Here is a 17,296-nt window from a genome sequence, read left to right as displayed (position 1 = left end):
CGGACGCACGCGATGTTTCTGCGCCCTGCCCATTACCGCCACTCAGCCTTCGCCGCCGGCATGAGCCAGATGTGGCCCCAGGCCCCGGGCATTGCCGCCTGGGGACTGATGACGGGCGTGGCCATGGTCAAGTCGGGCATGAGCGTGTTCGAGTCCGTGCTCATGACCTTGCTGGTGTTTGCCGGCAGCTCGCAACTGGCGGCCATTCCCTTGCTGGTGGCCGGGGCCCCGGCCTGGGTGATCCTGGCCACGGGCTTTTGCGTCAACCTGCGTTTTGTGGTGTTCAGCCTGCATTTGCGCCCCTACCTGATGCATCTGCCGCTGTGGGAGCGCCTGATGCATGGCTACCTCACGGCCGACCTGACCTATGTGCTGTTCACACGGCATTACCCCAAGCCCGGGGTAAACGCCGAAGAGCGCCTGGCCCAAACCGCTTATCTGGCGGGCAACTGCGTGGTCAACTGGGGTAGCTGGATCTCGGCCAGCCTGGTGGGTGTGGTGGCCGCCAATTTCATCCCCACGCAATGGGGGCTGGGTTTCGCCGGCATCCTGTGCCTGATCGGCATCCTGTGTTCGCTGGCCAGCACGCGGCTGCGCGCGGTGGCGGTGGCGGTGGCCGGTGTGGCCGCCGTGCTGGCCTATGCCTTGCCACTCAAGCTCAACATCGTGGCCGCCATTGCGGTGGCCGTGCTGCTGTGTCTGAGCCTGGAGCGCTTTGAACCTCGGCGCGCGGCAGGCGCCCCGCACTGAATCGCATCGCCTGAAAACACCTGATGGAAAGCACCTGATGGGGACTACCGACCTCTGGACCGTTGCCGTCATCATCGGCCTGGCCTGCGTGACCGTGATCGCACGCAGCTTCTTTTTCATGTCGAGCAAGCCCTGGAGCCTGCCCCACTGGGCCCAGCGAGGTTTGCAGTACGCACCCATCGCGGCCCTGGCGGCGGTGGTGGTGCCCGAGGTGGTGATGGTGCAGGGCCATCTCACCCCTTCGTTGCAGGACGCCCGACTGTATGCTGCCCTGGCCGGTGCTGCGGCCTATTACTGGAAGAAGGACGTGCTGCTGACCATTGTGCTGGGCATGGCGGTGTACCTGCCGCTGCACATCGGCCTGGGCTGGTGAGGCGTCGGGGCCGGCCCTGGGCCTGGGTTGTGTCAGTTTGACGAAGCCCATGCTTCTAGAATGGATGGGTTTTGTCCAGAACCAAAGCCAAGCCATGAACGTCATCCGATTTTCCGACCTGTGCGCCAGCGGCCAAGCCCGCGACAAGCGCGTCTTCATCCGAGCCGACCTGAACGTGCCCCAGGACGACGCAGGCCACATCACCGAAGACACCCGCATCCGTGCCAGCGTTCCCTGCATCCAGATGGCGCTGCAGGCCGGTGCTGCCGTGATGGTCACCTCGCACCTGGGCCGCCCGACCGAGGGTGAGTTCAAGCCCGAGGACTCGCTGGCCCCCGTGGCCAAGCGCCTGGGCGAGCTGCTGGGGCGCGAGGTGCCTTTGGTCTCCAACTGGGTCGACGGCGTGAGCGTGGCCCCTGGCCAGGTGGTCCTGCTTGAAAACTGCCGCCTGAACGTGGGCGAGAAAAAGAACAAGGAAGAGCTGGCCCGCAAACTGGCTGCCCTATGCGACATCTTTGTGCACGACGCCTTTGGCACCGCACACCGTGCCGAGGGCACCACCTACGGCATCGCCCAGTTTGCCCCCGTGGCCTGTGCCGGTCCGCTGCTGGCGGCCGAGATCGACGCCATCTCCAAGGCCCTGGCCAATCCCAAGCGCCCGCTGGCCGCCATCGTGGCTGGCAGCAAGGTCAGCACCAAGCTGACCATTCTGCAAAGTCTGGCCAAGAACGTTGATCAGTTGATCGTGGGCGGTGGCATTGCCAACACCTTCATGCTGGCGGCCGGCCTGAAGATCGGCAAGAGTCTGGCCGAGCCAGACCTGCTGGGCGAAGCCACGGCCGTGATTGCAGCCATGAAGGCGCGCGGCGCCGAGGTACCGATCCCCACCGACGTGGTGGTGGCCAAGACCTTCGCCATCGACGCCCCGGCCACCGTCAAGAAGGCCACCGAGGTGGAGGACGACGACCTGATCCTGGACATCGGCCCCGAGACCGCGGCCCGCCTGGCCACCCAGCTCAAGGCGGCCGGCACCATCGTCTGGAATGGTCCGGTGGGTGTGTTCGAGTTCCCTGCCTTCGAGAACGGCACCAAGGTGATCGCCCAGGCCATCGCTGAATCGAGTGCTTTCAGCATCGCCGGCGGTGGCGACACCCTGGCGGCGATTGCCAAGTACGGCATCGAAAAGCAGGTGGGCTACATCTCCACCGGCGGTGGCGCTTTCCTCGAAGTGCTGGAAGGCAAGACCCTGCCGGCCTTCGAGATCCTGTCGCGCCGCGCCAGCGAGCAGTGATTCCCCGGCCCGATTCTGTGCCCCTCAGGGGCCTGGGCCGGATGCAAAAAAGCCCCGTCAATGACGGGGCTTTTTGTTGGGCGGGTCGGCGGTGATCAGGCCGGCATCGGTTGCGGCACGCTGGTGGCCTGACCCTTGAAGTCGGTCCAGCAGCGGCGCGTGAAGTCATACAGCTTGCAGGCGCGGGCGGTCTTGAAGTACCAGCTCCACGAGAAAGGCTGGATGATGATGCGGCCTGGCAGCAGGTCTTCCAGCATCTTCTGGGCGTCCTTCAGGCGGTACAGCGGAATGCTCATGTCCACGTGGTGGGCGGTGTGCTCCATGATGTGGTGCAGCACGGCGCCGATCTGCAGCGGGAAGGTCAGGTGCACGGTGGTCGACACAAAAGGCTGGGCACGGGTCCAGGCAGCCTTGTTGTCATGCCAGGACACCTTCACATGGGTGTGGTGCACGTACACCACGAAACCGATCATGGCGAACCAGAACATCATCGGCACCACAAAGCCCAGCAGCAGCAGGGTGGCGATGGACTGGCCGGTGCCCAGGGCCGAGGCCACCAGGGCGCCGATCCAGACCACACCGTAGGCCGACACGCCCACGCAATCCCACAAGAACAGCGGGCGACGGGTGCCCATGCTCGACTTGGCTGGAAAGAACATCTTCTTCCACCAGATTTCGATCATGTAGTACAGGCCGGGGGCCCAGCCGCTGCGGTACAGGCGTTCCATGAAGCGGCGACCCGGGGTCATGGCCTCGAACTCGGCCTGGGTCTTGGGTTCCCAGACGAAATCCACACCCTTCAGGTTGGTGAAGCCATGGTGCACCACGTTGTGGCCCACGTCCCACAGGCTGTAGGGCGTGATCGAGGGCAAAAAGGCGATGCGGCCCAGCCATTTGTTCAGGCGGCGGTGCGGTGTCAGGCTCTGGTGACAGGCGTCGTGGCCAATGATGAACAGGCGGCCCAGCATGAAGCCGGCGGCCAGGCCGCACAGCAGCTTGAGCCAGACCGAACCCAGTAGCACCACGCCACTGAGGAAGGCGCCCAGCACGGCGTAATCGAAAGCCAGCAACACAATGGCCCACAGCGTGGTGCGCTCGGACAGGGGAATCAGCCACGAGCGGATGATCTTGCGGTGGGGCAGGGGGAGGTCCGGAGCCAGCGGTGCGGGCAGCGGTTGAGGGGAGTTCTGAGTGACGTTCATGGTCGCCTAAAGGATTCTGCGAATTTAGCGGCAGGTGCGGATGGTAGGGCTTTGTCAAGACAGGCCGTTGACGCGCCTCAAAGCTGATGCATTTGCCCTGTGGCAAAGCCCCCTTGGTCTGCCTGGGATCGCCGTCGGTCTAAATGCTTCAAAACCAGGATTTTCAATCATCCGCGCAGCCGGCAGCGCTGGTGCGCCACACCGCGGGCGCGCACGGCTCGCGCAGCACCCTGGCGCGCACCCGGCGGGCGTGGTTCTGACGCAGACCAAGCCCGGGGCCGCGCACAATGCAAGCCGGATCGAATGTCCGTGTCCGCTAGGCGGGCATTGCGGATGGCATGTACCGCGTTGGTAACTCGATCCGTGTGAAAATAGAAACTAAGTTACAGGAGACACTGCATGAGCACCCGCCGCGCCACCAAAATCGTCGCCACCCTTGGCCCCGCCTCCAGCGATCCCGATCTGCTGGAAAAAATGATCCGTGCGGGCGTCAATGTCGTGCGGCTGAATTTCAGCCATGGCAAGGCCCAGGACCACATCGACCGCGCCACCCTGGTGCGTGCTGCTGCCCAGCGCGCCGGGCGCGAAGTGGCCATCATGGCTGACCTGCAGGGGCCGAAGATCCGCGTCGGCAAGTTCGCCGAAGGCAAGGTGATGCTTGAGCCGGGCATGCCGTTCGTGCTGGATGCCTCACGCGCTGAGCCGGGTGACCTGCAGGGCGTTGGGCTGGACTACAAGGAGCTGCCGCGCGACGTCAAGGCGGGCGACGTGCTGCTGCTCAACGACGGCCTGATCGTGCTGACCGTCACCGCCGTGCGCGGCGAGCAGGTGCACACCGTGGTCAAGCTCGGTGGTGAGCTGTCCAACAACAAGGGCATCAACAAACAGGGGGGCGGCCTGACCGCCCCGGCGCTGACCGCCAAAGACATGGAAGACATCCGCACCGCGATGAGCTTCCAGGCCGACTACGTGGCGGTGAGCTTTCCCAAGAACGCCACCGACATGGAAATGGCTCGCCAGCTGTGCAACGTGGCCGCGGCCGAATACCGCCACAAGCCGGGCCTGATCGCCAAGATCGAACGGGCCGAGGCCATCCCGCGCCTGGAGGAAATCCTGGCCGCCAGCGACGGCATCATGGTGGCGCGCGGCGACCTGGCTGTCGAAGTGGGCAACGCGGTGGTGCCGGCGCTGCAAAAGCGCATGATCCGCCTGGCCCGCGACAACGACAAGGTCGTGATCACCGCCACCCAGATGATGGAAAGCATGATCACCAACCCCGTGCCCACCCGCGCCGAGGTCAGTGACGTGGCCAACGCCGTGCTCGACGGCACCGATGCCGTGATGCTTTCGGCCGAGACCGCCGCCGGCAAATTTCCGCTTGAGACGGTCGAGGAGATGGCCAAGATCTGCAGCGCTGCCGAGGCCGCCGAGGAAGTTGAACTGGAAGCCGACTTCATGGGCAAATCGTTCAATCGCATCGACCAATCGATCGCCATGGGCGCGCTGTTCACGGCTCACCACCTGGGCGCCAAGGCCATCGTGGCCATGACGGACAGTGGCTCGACCGCCCTGTGGATGAGCCGTCACCGCATCCACGTGCCCATCTACGCCCTCACCACCAAGGTGGCCACGCAGCGCCGCATGGCCTTGTTCCGCAATGTGCGCCCCCTGCTCATGGACACCAGTGGCGACCGCGATACCGCCTTGGTTCAGGCCGAAGCCCACCTCAAGAAGCGCGGCATCGTGGGCAGCGGCGATGTGTACGCCATCACCTGTGGCGAGCCCATGGGGGCACCCGGCGGCACCAACATGCTGAAGATCTGCCGCGTCAGCTGAGCGCGCCCCTTCCTCTGGCACCCGGAAGGGCGCCAGGGAGCGGCCCTGGGAGCCCGTCTGGGCATGGCGTGGCGTGGCGACATACGGCTAAAATCTCCGCAGTTACAGCGGGGTTACCAAGCCGGGGCTTGCCCGCGTTCACCGATTCATCAATACCTCCCAGGGATCTACACCATGTCTCTCGTTTCCATGCGCGAACTGCTGGACCACGCCGCCGCCAACGGCTACGGCATTCCAGCCTTCAACGTCAACAACCTGGAGCAGGTTCAGGCCGTGATGGCTGCGGCCGACGAAGTGGGCGCTCCGGTCATCCTGCAGGCCAGCGCCGGTGCCCGCAAGTACGCCGGTGAGCCCTTCATCAAGCACCTGATCCAGGCCGCCACCGAAGCCTATCCCCACATTCCGCTGGTGATGCACCAGGACCACGGCACCAGCCCCAAGATCTGTGCTGGCGCCGTCGACCTGGGCTTCGGCTCGGTGATGATGGACGGTTCGCTGCGTGAAGACGGCAAGACCCCGGCCGACTTCGCCTACAACGTGGACGTCACCCGTCAGGTGGTTGCCATGGCCCACAAGGTTGGCGTCACCGTGGAAGGCGAACTCGGCTGCCTGGGCTCGCTGGAAACCGGCGAGGCGGGCGAAGAAGATGGCATCGGTGCCGTCGGCAAGCTCGACCACAGCCAGATGCTGACCGACCCCGAAGAGGCGGCCCGCTTCGTCCAGGAAACCCAGCTCGATGCCCTGGCCATTGCCATCGGCACCAGCCACGGCGCCTACAAATTCAGCCGTCCGCCCACCGGCGATGTGCTGGCCATCAGCCGCGTCAAGGAAATCCACGCCCGCATCCCCAACACCCACCTGGTGATGCATGGTTCGTCGTCGGTGCCCCAGGAACTGCTGGCCCTGATCAACCAGTACGGCGGCAAGATGAAGGAAACCTACGGCGTGCCCGTGGCCGAAATCCAGGAAGCCATCAAGTTCGGCGTGCGCAAGATCAACATCGACACCGACATCCGCCTGGCCATGACCGGCGCGGTGCGCAAGTTCCTGGCCGAGAACCCCGACAAGTTCGATGCCCGCGAGTGGCTCAAGCCGGCCCGCGAAGCCGCCAAGGCGGTGTGCAAGCAGCGCTACCTCGAATTCGGTTGCGAAGGCCAGGGTGCCAAGATCAAGGGCGCGACCCTGCAGATCATGGCCGCACGCTACGCCGCCGGCGAGTTGGCCCAGGTGGTGAACTGAGGCCCCCACGCTTCCTCACTTCGTGTGGTCGCTGCCCCCCAAGGGGGCCCAGCCCGCCTTCGGGCGGCCGGGCGGCGGGCTGTACTGAGGCCCCCACGCTTCCTCACTTCGTGTGGTCGCTGCCCCCCAAGGGGGCCCAGCTCGCCTTCGGGCGGCCGGGCGGCGGGCTGTACTGCCCCCACGCTCCCTCACTTCGTGTTTGCCCCAGGGGGCCGCAGGCCGCCTTCGGGCGGCCCGGCGCCGGCCTGTTCACTTCGTCGCAGGGCTGCTGAAAGAAGACAGGGGCTCGAAGGCCCCTGCGGGGCCTTTTTTCATGGCCGGGCCTTGCCTCTGGCGTCATCTGCCGGGCCGCCTCATGGCGTGGCCGGTCGACTCTTGCGATAATCACGCTGAATAGCGCGGGCCCGTTGACTGTTCAGCGGGCTTTTTCATTTCTGGGTTTCCGCCGTTTTCTCTGAAGTCAAAACCATGTCCACCGCCTTGCACACCTCTGCCCTCCATTCCCTCTCCCTGCTGGCCCGTGGCAAGGTGCGCGACAACTATGCCGTGGGCACCGACCGCATCCTGATGGTGGCCAGCGACCGGCTCTCTGCCTTTGACGTCATCATGGGCGAGCCCATCCCCGGCAAGGGCGAACTGCTGACCCAGATGGCGCTGTTCTGGTTCGACAAGCTGGGCCACCTGTGCCCCAACCACCTGACTGGCGACGCCCCCGAGAGCGTGGTGGCCGCTGACGAAGTGGCCCAGGTCGCGGGCCGTTCGATGCTCGTCAAGCGCCTCAAGCCCATTCCGGTCGAGGCCGTGGTGCGCGGCTACCTGGCTGGCAGCGGCTGGAAGGAGTACCAGGAAAGCCGCTCGGTCTGTGGCGTGCCCCTGCCCGAAGGCCTGAAGAACGCCTCGCGCCTGCCCGAGCCCATCTACACGCCTGCGGCCAAAGCCGAGATGGGCGAGCACGACGAGAACATCACCTTCGAGCGCACGGTCGAGATGATCGGCCTGGACCTGGCTACCCGCATCCGCGACATCAGCATCGCCATCTACAAGGCCGCAGCCGAGATCGCGCTGACCAAGGGCATGATCATTGCCGACACCAAGTTCGAATTCGGCCTGGACACCGACGGCACGCTGGTGCTGATGGACGAGGTGCTCACCCCCGACAGCTCGCGCTACTGGCCGGTGGAAGGCTATGACGCCGCTTTTGCGGCCGGCGAAAACCCGCCCAGCTACGACAAGCAGTTCGTGCGCGACTGGCTCGAAGCCGTCCGTGTCAATGGCGCTCCTTGGAACAAGACCGCACCTGCACCTCGTTTGCCGCGTGAAGTGATCGAGAAGACGGCCGCCAAGTACCGCGAAGCCCTGGACCGCCTCACCGCCTGATCCAGCGCAGGGGTGGCAGGACCTGCGACCCCGATGTGCTTTGTAGTAACCCGATAACACCCGCACGTCGCGGGCAGCCAGAACAATCAAGTCGCCTCAAACCCAAAGGAGACTGACATGGCTGGCAAGAAGATTTTGATGATCTGCGGGGATTACTGCGAAGACTACGAAGTGATGGTGCCTTTCCAGGCGCTGCTGGCGGTGGGTCACACCGTGCATGCGGTGTGCCCCGACAAGAAGGCGGGTGACGCCATCAAGACGGCCATCCATGATTTCGAAGGCGCCCAGACCTACAGCGAAAAGCCCGGGCACAACTTTGTGCTCAACGCCACCTTCGCCGAGGTGCGCCCCGACCAGTACGACGCCCTGGTCGTGCCCGGCGGCCGCGGCCCCGAGTACCTGCGCACCTACCCTGCCGTGGTGGCGGCGGTGCGTCATTTCTTTGACGCCGACAAGCCCGTGGCCGCCATCTGCCATGGCGCTCAGTTGCTGGCGGGCGCCGGCGTGCTGAAAGACCGCACCTGCTCCGCCTACCCGGCCTGTCGCGCCGAGGTTGAACTGGCTGGGGGCCGCTACGCCGACATCGCCGTCGACAAGGCCCACACCGACGGCAAGCTCGTCTCCGCCCCCGCCTGGCCGGCCCATCCGGACTGGATCGCCCAGTTCTTGCACGTGCTGGGCACCCGTATTACCCACTGAGGCCCGAGAAAAGGCCGTCATGTGACTTGACGGCCCGCCCGGCCGGCCGCGAAGATGCGAGCCTGCCCAGGAGACAACCCCATGTGCCAGGTGTTCATCAGCGCCGACCCGCGCCTGTACGATAACCGCGCCCGCTCCGTGCGCCTGCACGGCGTGGCGACCAGCATCCGGCTGGAAAACCTGTTCTGGCAGGTGCTCGAAGAAATCGCCGCACGCGACGGCATGAGCGTGCCCCAACTGTGCGCCAGGCTTCATGACGAACTGCAGGCCGAACGCGGCAGCGTCGAAAACTTTGCGTCCTTCCTGCGCGTCTGCTGCGGCCGCTACATGGCCCTGCAACTCAGCGGCGGCATCCCCCAGGACACCAGCATCCCCATCCGCAGCCTCAACCCGGAGCGGGTGCTCGCGACAGAACACCACCGCCCCACCCCTCACCCGACTCGGCACGCGGCTTGACGACCACCAGGCGGCCCGTGGCCGCCTCGGGGGGGGACGCAGTGAGCGAGCGCAGGGGCCTTCAGGCCTCTGTCTTCATCCAGCAGGCCTGCAACGAAGTGAACAGGCCGGCGCCGGGCCGCCCCAAGGCGGCCTGCGGCCCCCTCGGGGGGCTGAGCCCTGCGGCTCCAGGCCTGCCTGCGCAGGGCTGGACAGGGCGAAGAGCGTGCGCGTCTCGCGGCCGCACGTGGGAGTGACACGAAGTGCACGAGCGTGGGGGCAGTCAGGCCCCGGTATTCATTCAGCAGGCCAGCAACGAAGAGGTCAGGCCGGCGCCGGGCCGCCCCAAGGCGGCCTGCGGCCCCCCCGGGGGGCAGCGACCACACGAAGTGAGGGAGCGTGGGGGCCTCAGTTCAACGCCATGCTCAGCCTGCGCCGGTACTTTGACACCAGCTCGGCCTGTGGATCCAGCTCGGCCACCGACTTGCCGGCCAGTTCGATGCCGCCCGCGCTCTTGCCGGCGGCCTCTGCGGCGTTGGCCTTGGGCTTGGGCGGGGTCAGCAATTCCAGGATGGCCACAAAGGTCTTGCGCGCCGCTTCCTGGTTCCAGGTCTTGTCGCGCATGATGATTTCCAGCAACTCATCCATGGCGCCGGTCCAGTCGCCCAGCGCGATCAGCATGCGGCTCTTGGCAAAGCGGGTCTCGAAGTCGCGCTTGTTCTCGGCGATGCGGGCATCGAAATCGGTCAGTGCCCACTGGCCGCGTTCATCGGTGCTCACGAATGCCAGGGCTTCCATCCAGTGCAGCAGGGCCTCAAAACGCAGCGGCTTGGGGATGCGGCTCAGCGGCTCGGTCAGCAGGGCACGGGCCTCCTCGAAGCCACCCTCGGCGATCAGCAGTCGGGCGTAGTCGAAGCGCGCATCGTCATTGCCCGGGTCGGCGGCCACGGCGTCGGCCAGCTTCGCCATGGCCGCTTCGGTGTCGCCGGACTCCAGCAGGGCCTCAGCCTCTTCGGTCTCGCTTTCGGCCAGCAGCGCTTCTTCGGAAGGCACATGCTTGTCCAGAAAGGCCCGCAATTCTGCAGGGGGAATCGCCCCCATGAAGCCATCCACCGGCTTGCCACCCATCAGCAAAATGCAGGTGGGCAGGCTTCGGATGCCGAAAGCCCCCGCCAGCTGCTGTTCCTCATCGGCGTTGATCTTGACCAGTTTGAAGCGGCCTGCGTAGTCTTCTTCGAGCTTTTCCAGCAGTGGACCCAGTTGTTTGCAGGGGCCGCACCAGTCGGCCCAGAAGTCCACCAGCACGGGTGTGCTCATCGAAGCGGCAATGACTTCGGTTTCAAAGTTTTGGATCGTGACGTCAATCATTTCGTAGCCTTCTGGGCCTAAAAGTAAAATTCAGGGTTGCAACCCGGTGTCCCCGGCTGTGGCGGGCCCAAACGGACCTGCTGGCCCGCACCGAACCTTACAGCCTATGACAAGCAGCAGCATTCAAATCGGCGTGGTCATGGGTTCCAGCAGTGACTGGGACACCATGCAGCATGCAGTCCAGATTCTCCAGCAATTCGGCATCGCCCACGAAGCCCGGGTGGTTTCGGCGCACCGGATGCCGGACGACATGTTCGCCTACGCCGAAGCCGCCGTCGGCCGGGGCCTGAAAGCGATCATCGCCGGGGCCGGGGGCGCCGCCCACCTGCCCGGCATGATTGCCGCCAAGACCACGGTGCCCGTGCTGGGCGTGCCAGTGGCCAGCCGCCACCTGCAGGGCGTGGATTCGCTGCACAGCATCGTGCAGATGCCCAAGGGCATCCCGGTGGCCACCTTTGCCATCGGTGCGGCAGGTGCCGCCAATGCCGCCTTGTTTGCGGTGGCCCTGCTGGCGGGTGAAGACCCGGCGCTGCGCCAGCGCCTGGAGGCCTTCCGTGCCGAACAAACCGAAGTGGCCCGCGCCATGACACTGCCGCCCGCAGCATGACGACGATGACGAACACACCACGCCAACCCCTCTTGCCTGCTTCCCAGGGCGAAACCACCCTGGGCGTGCTCGGCGGCGGCCAACTGGGTCGCATGTTTGTGCACGCGGCCCAGCAGATGGGGTATTTCACCGCCGTGCTCGACCCGGACCCGACCAGCCCGGCCGGCCGTGTCAGCCACCACCACATCCAGACTGATTACCTCGATCCCCAGGGACTGGCCGAATTGAGCCGCTTGTGCAGCGCGGTGACCACCGAGTTCGAAAACGTGCCGGCGCAGGCGCTGGCCACCCTGGCCGAACAGCGGCCGGTGGCGCCCGCCGCCTCGGCCGTCTCCATCGCCCAGGACCGGGCCCGCGAGAAGGCCCACTTCGTGAGTTGTGGCGTGCCCTGTGCGCCCTATGCCGTGATCGAGACTGAAGCCCAACTGGCCGCGCTGGACGAAGCCGCGCTGCTGCCCGGCATCCTCAAGACCGCCCGCATGGGGTACGACGGCAAAGGCCAGGTGCGGGTCAAGACCCGCGCCGAGCTGGCGGCCGCCTGGCAAGACCTGAAGCAGGTGCCCTGCGTGCTCGAAAAAATGCTGCCCCTGGCGGTCGAGTGCTCGGTCATCGTGGCGCGTGACGCGACCGGCCAGCAAGTCAACTTTCCGGTGCAGCGCAACCTGCACCGCGACGGCATCCTGGCCGTCACCGAGGTGTTCGAGGGCAATGTGAGCGCCGAGGTGGCGGCACAGGCCGTGGCGGCCGCCCGTTCGGTAGCGCAGGGGCTGGACTACGTGGGCGTGCTGTGCGTCGAGTTCTTTGTGCTGCAGGACGGTTCGCTGGTGGTCAATGAGATCGCCCCCCGCCCGCACAACAGTGGCCACTACACCATCGATGCCTGCGACCTGTCGCAGTTCGACCTGCAGGTGCGTGCCATGGTCGGCCTGCCCCTGGTGCAGCCGCGCCTGCACAGCCCCACCATCATGCTCAACCTGCTCGGCGATTTGTGGTTCGAGCCCGGCAGCGATCAGCAACGCACCCCGGCCTGGGACCGCATCCTGGCCTTGCCCGGTGCGCACCTGCATCTGTACGGCAAGCTCGATGCCAAGCGGGGCCGCAAGATGGGGCACCTGAACTTCACCGGCCCCAGCCCCGAGGCGGTGCGCGCGCAGGCCTTGCAGGCCGCAGCCATCCTCGGCATGGCGCCTTTTTGAGCTGGCCGGAGTCCGACACCATGATTCTTGATGGGCAAGACCCCGCCGCGGTGCTGAGTGCCGCCCAGGCGTTGGCGCGCGGCGAACTGGTGGGCCTGCCCACCGAGACGGTTTACGGCCTGGCGGCCGATGCCGGCAGTGACCCGGCTGTGGCGCGTATTTTTTCGGCCAAGGGGCGGCCCAGTGACCACCCCCTGATCGTGCATGTGGCCGGGGTGGAGGGCGTGAGCGCCTTTGCCCGCGAGGTGCCTGCGTTCGCCCAGCGCTTGATCCAGGCCTTCTGGCCCGGCCCCTTGACGCTGATCCTGCCGCGCCGCCCGGAAGCCGGCTCTGCTGCGGCGGCTGGCCAGGACTCGGTGGGCCTGCGCTGCCCCTCGCACCCCGTGGCCCATGCGCTGCTCCAGGCCTGCGAAGCCCTGGGCGTGCACGGGCTGGCGGCGCCCAGCGCCAATTTGTTTGGCCGGGTCAGCCCCACCACGGCGGCTCACGTGCAGGGCGAGTTCGGCGATGATTTGCTGGTGCTTGAGGGGGGCGCCTGCGAGGTGGGCATCGAGTCCACCATCGTCGATTGCACCCGGGGCGCCCCGGTGCTGTTGCGCCCCGGCGGTGTCACGCGTGAGCAGATCGAGGCCGCCTGCGGCCAGCCCCTGCGCACGCGTGAGGAGCTGGCCAGCCCCGATCCGCGGGCCTCGGGCACCCTGGAGGCCCACTACGCCCCCCAGGCCAAGGTGCGCCTGATGACGGCCCAGGCCCTGCAGACCGCCCTGGATGTGCTGGGCCCTCAGGCCAGTGCGGTGGCGGTCTATGCCCGCAGCCCCTTGCGCACCCCTGCGCCGGGCGTGCTGCTGCGGCGCATGCCCGAGCAGGCCGAAGACGCCGCCCGCGAGCTGTTTGCAGCCCTGCGTGGCTTTGACCAGGCTGGCGTGAAACTGATCTGGATCGAAACCCCGCCCGCGACCCCGGCCTGGGAAGGGGTGCTCGATCGCTTGCAACGCGCTGCCGCAGCGTGATACTGGCCCTCGTTAAACTACCGGCTATCTTTTGGAGATTTCAATGACTGGAAAATGGTTGCGCCGCGCTGTGTTGCTGGCGGCTTGTGCATCGGCCGCCGTGCTCTCGGCCTGCGGCTCCAGCACCATCGAGTCGGCCCTGGCGCCCTCGCGTTTCATCGCTTTCGGCGATGGCCTCAGTGATCTGGGGCAATCCGGCTCACGCTACACCGTCAACGACGGCACGGTCAATGTCTGGACGCAGCAGGTGGCCACCAGCTATGGCGGCACCCTGGTCACCCAGGCCTCAGGCGGCACCAGCTATGCCCGGGGTCATGCCCGCATTGTGGGCACGCCCGACGATGTCAGTGGCAGCACGCTGACCGTTTCGCAGCAGGTCGACAAGTTCCTTGCCGCAGACAAGTTTGGCGCCAACGATGTGGTGCTGCTCAATGGTGGCCTGAGCGATCTGCTGGTCAGCTACAACGCCAACAGCAGCAATTCGGCCAGCTTCGCGGCCGCCATGACCCAGGCCGGCACGGACATGGGCACCCAGGTGCGCCGCCTGGTCACGGCGGGTGCCAAGTACGTGGTGGTGTCGGGCCTGTACGACGTCAGCAAGTCGCCCTGGGGCGTGGGCACCGGCCAGGCCAGCATGATCAGCAACGGGGTGCTCAAGTACAACAGCGCCCTGCTGCTGTCGATCAACGACCTGGGCGCCAACGTGCTCTACATCGACGCGGCCTACTACTACAACCTGGTGATTTCGTCGCCCAGCAGCTACAGCCTGACCGATTCGACCAACATCGCCTGCACTTCGACCGACAGCGGCGCGGGCATCGGCATTGGCAGCGGCCAGGTCAACTCCAGCCTGTGCACCACCAGCACTCTGGCCAGTGGCATCGATTACACCAAGTACACCTTTGCCGACAAGCTGTATTTCACGCCCGCTGCGCAGGTGCTGTATGGCACCTACGCCTACGGTCGCATGAAGGCGCGCTGGTAAGCCGGCGCAGGCACACGGTACGCGGACGCGGCTTTGGCCGCGGTGCCGGCACCGACAACCAAGGGGGCTCAAGCCCCCTTTTTTCATGGCCGCTCCGCTCAAGGCGCGGTGCCACTCAAAGCCCCATGAAAAAGGCCCCGCGTGCGGGGCCTTCAGCGCGTGGGCGTTTTGCCTCAGAACCGGTAACCGGCCGTCATCGTGAGCACCACGGGATGGAAGGTGATGTCCATCACCCGGGCCGCGCCGGCGGTGGTGGCGGTCAGGGTGGTCTTGACGCGGGCGGTGGCCAGCGAGCCATGCAACGACCACTTGTCGTTGATGCGGTATTCCAGGCCCACCTGGGCCGCCAGCCCCCAGGAGTCGCTGAGCTGGATGTCGGTGGGGCCGCCATTGAGCGAGTTGCCGATGTTGGTGGAACTGCGCTTGTCGAACTTGGTGTAGTTGACCCCCACGCCGACAAAGGGGCGAAGCGCGCTGCTGCTGTCGCCAAAGCTGTAGTTCAGGAACACCGTGGGCGCAAATTGCCTGATCTTGGCAATGGTCTGCCCTTGATAGGCCGACACGATGTAGCCCGGCACGATGGCCGGGTTCAGCTTGGCAGCGACGTCGTGGGTGGGCGGAACGCCCATGGCCAGTTCCACCTCCAGCCGGTCATCCAGCTTGCGGGCATAAGAGAAGAACAGCGTGCTCTGGTCTTTCACCGTCAGGCTCACGCCCGAGTTCGGTTGCAACAGAAAGGGGCCCGTGGCGTCGCTGGCCGATGAGTTGGGTTGCACCTGGGTGTAACCCACGCGGAAGATGTTGTCCTGGGCCCAGGCCGTTGTGCCACCCAGCAAGAGGGGGGCGAGGGCCAGGGCGAGAGGGTTCAGCCGGAATGTCATGTTTGTCTCCTGCGTCGTGGGTGGGGCTCAAAGGCCGGCGGCCAGCACCTGCTGGAAGTAGCCGCGCGCGGCGACCGTGCAGAACGGCGGCACCAGGCTGCCGTGGTAGGCCTGCACCACGGCGCTGGCGCCCCCGTCGGTGGCCCCTGCGGACACGGCCGCGGCGGCGGTCGAGGCCTTCAACGTGGCAAAGCCGACCTTGGCTGCCGCGAACGGGTCGCTGGCACTGGTCACGGCCGAATCCACGTCGAGCACATTGAGCAGGCCGGTGCCCATGGCCATGGGCGAGGGGGCGCTCCACAGCTTGGCCATCAACTGGGTGTTGACGCTGTAGAACACGGTGGGATCCGCATTGCCGCCACACATCAATACCGGGCGTGTGGGCGTCCAGTTGCGCAGGTCATTGGCCTTGAACGCCTGACGCATGGTGTTGGTCGGCGCACTGGCGGGCAGGCCGGTTGTGGTGGCGGGCACGGCTCCATCGGGGTTGGCCATCGCGTCCAGCAGGAAGGCCAGGCGCGCGTTGTTGGTCACCAGCGGGTTGCTGCCGAAGCCCAGTGCGAACAGCGGTGCCAGCGCGGCCGGGGTGGTCGGCGGCGTGATCGCGTTCAGGGTGGCCTGCAATGCAGGCGGCGAGCCCAGGGGCGCGGTGGGCGGCGTGCTGTTGAACAGGGCCGTCTGTGGCAGCTTGCCTTGCGTCAGCAAGGTGTTGAGCGACGTCGTCGATGGCAGCAAGGTGTCGATGCCGGTGGCAAAGTTGCTGCTGTAGAGGTCGGTCGTGCTGTTGTAAATGTTGCCGTAGGCCTTCTGGTAGCTGGTGCTCAGCATCGGGGTGAAGATGGTCGAGCCCAGGTTCACGTTGCCGTAATACACCGCGTCCACCAGCGCCGCCAGGGCGTAGGGGCCCGACAGTGGGGCCGAGGCCGTCACGCTCTTGCCCAGGGCCTGCAGCGCCCGGTGCGTGGCCATGGCCACGTGGCCACCCTGCGAGTAGCCGGTGATGAACAGCTTGCCCGAATCGGTGCCGCCCACGTTGGGCAGGGCCGTGCGAGCCGCGGTCAGGGCGTCGATCATGTCCTTGGACTCTTGATCGGCGTTCAGGTAGGGGTGGTAGCTGAGCTTGGAGGCATCGTAGCCGGCGTAATTGGGCGCCACCACGATGAAGCCTTGCGCCGCAAAGGCGGCGGCCACCAGGGCGCTCTCGCCATAGGCGTCGTTGCTCGAATCCAGGATGTTGGCGATGTTGTAGGCCTTGGCGGTGGTGGTGCCGTGGGCATACAGCACGATGGGGCGGGCGCCGCTGCAGGCGGGGTCGGTGCCCGTGGGCACCATCAGGGCGCCAGTGCCGTTGGTTGCTTCACCTGCACCGCCCACGGTGCCGTACTGGATGTAATGGAAGTTGACCCCGCATTTCGGCGTGCCTGCCACGGCCAGCAGGCCTTTGCCGGTGCTGCTGGCACTCAGCTGGGCCTGGAAGTCGCTGGCGCTCAGCCCGGTGACGCGCAGAGGCGGGTTGTATTGCAGCGAGCCGCGGCTGCCACTGTTGTCGGTGGTGGTGCTGCCTCCGGTGTCAGAACCGCCCCCGCCGCACCCTGCCAGCAAGAGGGCCGCAACAATGGGCGCGAGGCCGATGAAATGGCGCATGGATGTCTCCTGTTAAAAATAGAACGACCGTTCGTTTTTGCGTCGCTCCATCGTAACGCTGGCGATACCTGGGTCGTCAGCGGGAAACTACCAAGGCCATTTGGGCCACTGTCAAGGCCTTCAGGCGGGTCAGGTGGGTCAGTCGGCCTGCCGGTAGCGCAGCTTCATGACCAGGATGCTGGCGGCCAGGCTCAGGGTGACTGCGTTGGCCGCCACGATGGGCCAGGCCCCCAGCGCCAGGCCGTACAGAAGCCACAGCGCCACGCCCACGGTGAACACGCTGTACATGCCCAGCGAAATGCCCCGCACGTCCCGGGTCTTGAAGGTCAGCCAGGCCTGGGGCACAAAGCTGCAGGTAGTCAGGCAGGCGGCCAGGTAGCCGGTCAGGTCGGTGAGAGACATG

17 protein-coding genes are annotated in these 17,296 nt (G+C 66.1%); 12 read left to right on the top strand and 5 right to left on the bottom strand.

Annotated features, from left to right (window positions below):
• Positions 1–12 precede the first annotated feature (12 nt).
• From AC07PT_RS03005 to AC07PT_RS02995, 3 genes are all read left to right on the top strand, one after another.
• On the top strand, positions 13–750 hold the full coding sequence (locus tag AC07PT_RS03005) for an AzlC family ABC transporter permease (RefSeq protein ID WP_492349923.1): 738 nt from the start codon (positions 13–15) through the stop codon (positions 748–750).
• A 37-nt stretch (positions 751–787) separates the two neighbouring features.
• The gene (locus tag AC07PT_RS03000; RefSeq protein ID WP_494655728.1) at positions 788–1,123 is read left to right on the top strand and encodes an AzlD domain-containing protein; all 336 of its coding nucleotides are present in this window, start codon (positions 788–790) and stop codon (positions 1,121–1,123) included.
• Between the two features lie 94 nt (positions 1,124–1,217).
• A complete protein-coding gene (locus tag AC07PT_RS02995) occupies positions 1,218–2,414 on the top strand; it encodes a phosphoglycerate kinase (RefSeq protein WP_492349925.1) in 1,197 nt (398 codons plus the stop codon).
• 95 nt (positions 2,415–2,509) lie between these two features.
• On the opposite strand, the gene AC07PT_RS02990 is transcribed toward AC07PT_RS02995, so the two are convergent.
• Positions 2,510–3,616, bottom strand: a complete 1,107-nt coding sequence (locus tag AC07PT_RS02990; protein WP_494655727.1) for a fatty acid desaturase — start codon at positions 3,614–3,616, stop codon at positions 2,510–2,512.
• Positions 3,617–4,015: 399 nt separating this feature from the next.
• Between AC07PT_RS02990 and pyk the strand changes: the two genes are divergently transcribed.
• The 5 genes from pyk to AC07PT_RS02965 all read left to right on the top strand — a co-directional run bounded on the left by pyk (position 4,016) and on the right by AC07PT_RS02965 (position 9,223).
• On the top strand, positions 4,016–5,452 hold the full coding sequence (gene pyk, locus AC07PT_RS02985; protein ID WP_492349927.1) for a pyruvate kinase: 1,437 nt from the start codon (positions 4,016–4,018) through the stop codon (positions 5,450–5,452).
• 174 nt (positions 5,453–5,626) lie between these two features.
• Entirely contained in the window at positions 5,627–6,691 is a 1,065-nt protein-coding gene (gene fba, locus AC07PT_RS02980) for a class II fructose-bisphosphate aldolase (RefSeq protein ID WP_492349928.1), read from the top strand.
• Positions 6,692–7,159: 468 nt separating this feature from the next.
• A complete protein-coding gene (locus AC07PT_RS02975) occupies positions 7,160–8,068 on the top strand; it encodes a phosphoribosylaminoimidazolesuccinocarboxamide synthase (protein WP_494655726.1) in 909 nt (302 codons plus the stop codon).
• Between the two features lie 117 nt (positions 8,069–8,185).
• Complete coding sequence (locus AC07PT_RS02970; protein WP_492349930.1) at positions 8,186–8,767, top strand: DJ-1/PfpI family protein; 582 nt, start codon at positions 8,186–8,188, stop codon at positions 8,765–8,767.
• An 81-nt stretch (positions 8,768–8,848) separates the two neighbouring features.
• A complete protein-coding gene (locus AC07PT_RS02965; RefSeq protein ID WP_492349931.1) occupies positions 8,849–9,223 on the top strand; it encodes a ribbon-helix-helix domain-containing protein in 375 nt (124 codons plus the stop codon).
• Positions 9,224–9,610: 387 nt separating this feature from the next.
• Here AC07PT_RS02965 and trxA read toward each other — a convergent pair whose 3' ends face one another.
• Entirely contained in the window at positions 9,611–10,570 is a 960-nt protein-coding gene (gene trxA, locus AC07PT_RS02960; protein ID WP_492349932.1) for a thioredoxin, read from the bottom strand.
• 106 nt (positions 10,571–10,676) lie between these two features.
• Between trxA and purE the strand changes: the two genes are divergently transcribed.
• Genes purE through AC07PT_RS02940 form a run of 4 tightly spaced genes read left to right on the top strand, consistent with a single transcriptional unit; the run spans position 10,677 to position 14,368 of the window.
• Complete coding sequence (gene purE, locus AC07PT_RS02955; RefSeq protein WP_492349933.1) at positions 10,677–11,177, top strand: 5-(carboxyamino)imidazole ribonucleotide mutase; 501 nt, start codon at positions 10,677–10,679, stop codon at positions 11,175–11,177.
• Entirely contained in the window at positions 11,174–12,373 is a 1,200-nt protein-coding gene (locus AC07PT_RS02950; RefSeq protein WP_494655725.1) for a 5-(carboxyamino)imidazole ribonucleotide synthase, read from the top strand. The genes purE and AC07PT_RS02950 overlap by 4 nt, the downstream gene beginning before the upstream one ends.
• Before the next feature lie 20 nt (positions 12,374–12,393).
• Positions 12,394–13,383, top strand: coding sequence for an L-threonylcarbamoyladenylate synthase (locus tag AC07PT_RS02945; RefSeq protein ID WP_492349935.1), 990 nt, complete (start codon positions 12,394–12,396; stop codon positions 13,381–13,383).
• A 43-nt stretch (positions 13,384–13,426) separates the two neighbouring features.
• Complete coding sequence (locus AC07PT_RS02940) at positions 13,427–14,368, top strand: SGNH/GDSL hydrolase family protein (protein WP_494655724.1); 942 nt, start codon at positions 13,427–13,429, stop codon at positions 14,366–14,368.
• Between the two features lie 173 nt (positions 14,369–14,541).
• Here AC07PT_RS02940 and AC07PT_RS02935 read toward each other — a convergent pair whose 3' ends face one another.
• From AC07PT_RS02935 to AC07PT_RS02925, 3 genes are all read right to left on the bottom strand, one after another.
• On the bottom strand, positions 14,542–15,249 hold the full coding sequence (locus tag AC07PT_RS02935) for an OmpW/AlkL family protein (RefSeq protein WP_492349937.1): 708 nt from the start codon (positions 15,247–15,249) through the stop codon (positions 14,542–14,544).
• Between the two features lie 27 nt (positions 15,250–15,276).
• Positions 15,277–16,893 (bottom strand): alpha/beta hydrolase family protein, encoded by a 1,617-nt coding sequence (locus AC07PT_RS02930; protein ID WP_494655723.1) that lies wholly within the window; start codon positions 16,891–16,893, stop codon positions 15,277–15,279.
• A gap of 138 nt (positions 16,894–17,031) precedes the next feature.
• The gene (locus AC07PT_RS02925; RefSeq protein ID WP_492349939.1) at positions 17,032–17,295 is read right to left on the bottom strand and encodes a SemiSWEET transporter; all 264 of its coding nucleotides are present in this window, start codon (positions 17,293–17,295) and stop codon (positions 17,032–17,034) included.
• Between the last annotated feature and the right edge of the window lies 1 nt (position 17,296).

The sequence above is a fragment of the Curvibacter sp. GW821-FHT09D12 genome, assembly GCF_059416245.1.
The sequence above is the reverse complement of the archived record's forward strand: the minus strand, read 5'-3'. Positions and strand labels throughout refer to the sequence as shown.

Coding starts and splice junctions, on each gene's coding strand:
- AC07PT_RS02945 (WP_492349935.1), top strand. CDS start 12,394: ATGATTCTTGATGGGCAAGACCCCGCCGCGGTGCTGAGTGCCGCCCAG.
- fba (WP_492349928.1), top strand. CDS start 5,627: ATGTCTCTCGTTTCCATGCGCGAACTGCTGGACCACGCCGCCGCCAAC.
- trxA (WP_492349932.1), bottom strand. CDS start 10,570: ATGATTGACGTCACGATCCAAAACTTTGAAACCGAAGTCATTGCCGCT.
- AC07PT_RS02950 (WP_494655725.1), top strand. CDS start 11,174: ATGACGACGATGACGAACACACCACGCCAACCCCTCTTGCCTGCTTCC.
- purE (WP_492349933.1), top strand. CDS start 10,677: ATGACAAGCAGCAGCATTCAAATCGGCGTGGTCATGGGTTCCAGCAGT.
- AC07PT_RS02965 (WP_492349931.1), top strand. CDS start 8,849: ATGTGCCAGGTGTTCATCAGCGCCGACCCGCGCCTGTACGATAACCGC.
- AC07PT_RS02975 (WP_494655726.1), top strand. CDS start 7,160: ATGTCCACCGCCTTGCACACCTCTGCCCTCCATTCCCTCTCCCTGCTG.
- AC07PT_RS02925 (WP_492349939.1), bottom strand. CDS start 17,295: ATGTCTCTCACCGACCTGACCGGCTACCTGGCCGCCTGCCTGACTACC.
- AC07PT_RS03005 (WP_492349923.1), top strand. CDS start 13: ATGTTTCTGCGCCCTGCCCATTACCGCCACTCAGCCTTCGCCGCCGGC.
- AC07PT_RS02930 (WP_494655723.1), bottom strand. CDS start 16,893: ATGCGCCATTTCATCGGCCTCGCGCCCATTGTTGCGGCCCTCTTGCTG.
- AC07PT_RS02940 (WP_494655724.1), top strand. CDS start 13,427: ATGACTGGAAAATGGTTGCGCCGCGCTGTGTTGCTGGCGGCTTGTGCA.
- AC07PT_RS02995 (WP_492349925.1), top strand. CDS start 1,218: ATGAACGTCATCCGATTTTCCGACCTGTGCGCCAGCGGCCAAGCCCGC.
- pyk (WP_492349927.1), top strand. CDS start 4,016: ATGAGCACCCGCCGCGCCACCAAAATCGTCGCCACCCTTGGCCCCGCC.
- AC07PT_RS02990 (WP_494655727.1), bottom strand. CDS start 3,616: ATGAACGTCACTCAGAACTCCCCTCAACCGCTGCCCGCACCGCTGGCT.
- AC07PT_RS03000 (WP_494655728.1), top strand. CDS start 788: ATGGGGACTACCGACCTCTGGACCGTTGCCGTCATCATCGGCCTGGCC.
- AC07PT_RS02935 (WP_492349937.1), bottom strand. CDS start 15,249: ATGACATTCCGGCTGAACCCTCTCGCCCTGGCCCTCGCCCCCCTCTTG.
- AC07PT_RS02970 (WP_492349930.1), top strand. CDS start 8,186: ATGGCTGGCAAGAAGATTTTGATGATCTGCGGGGATTACTGCGAAGAC.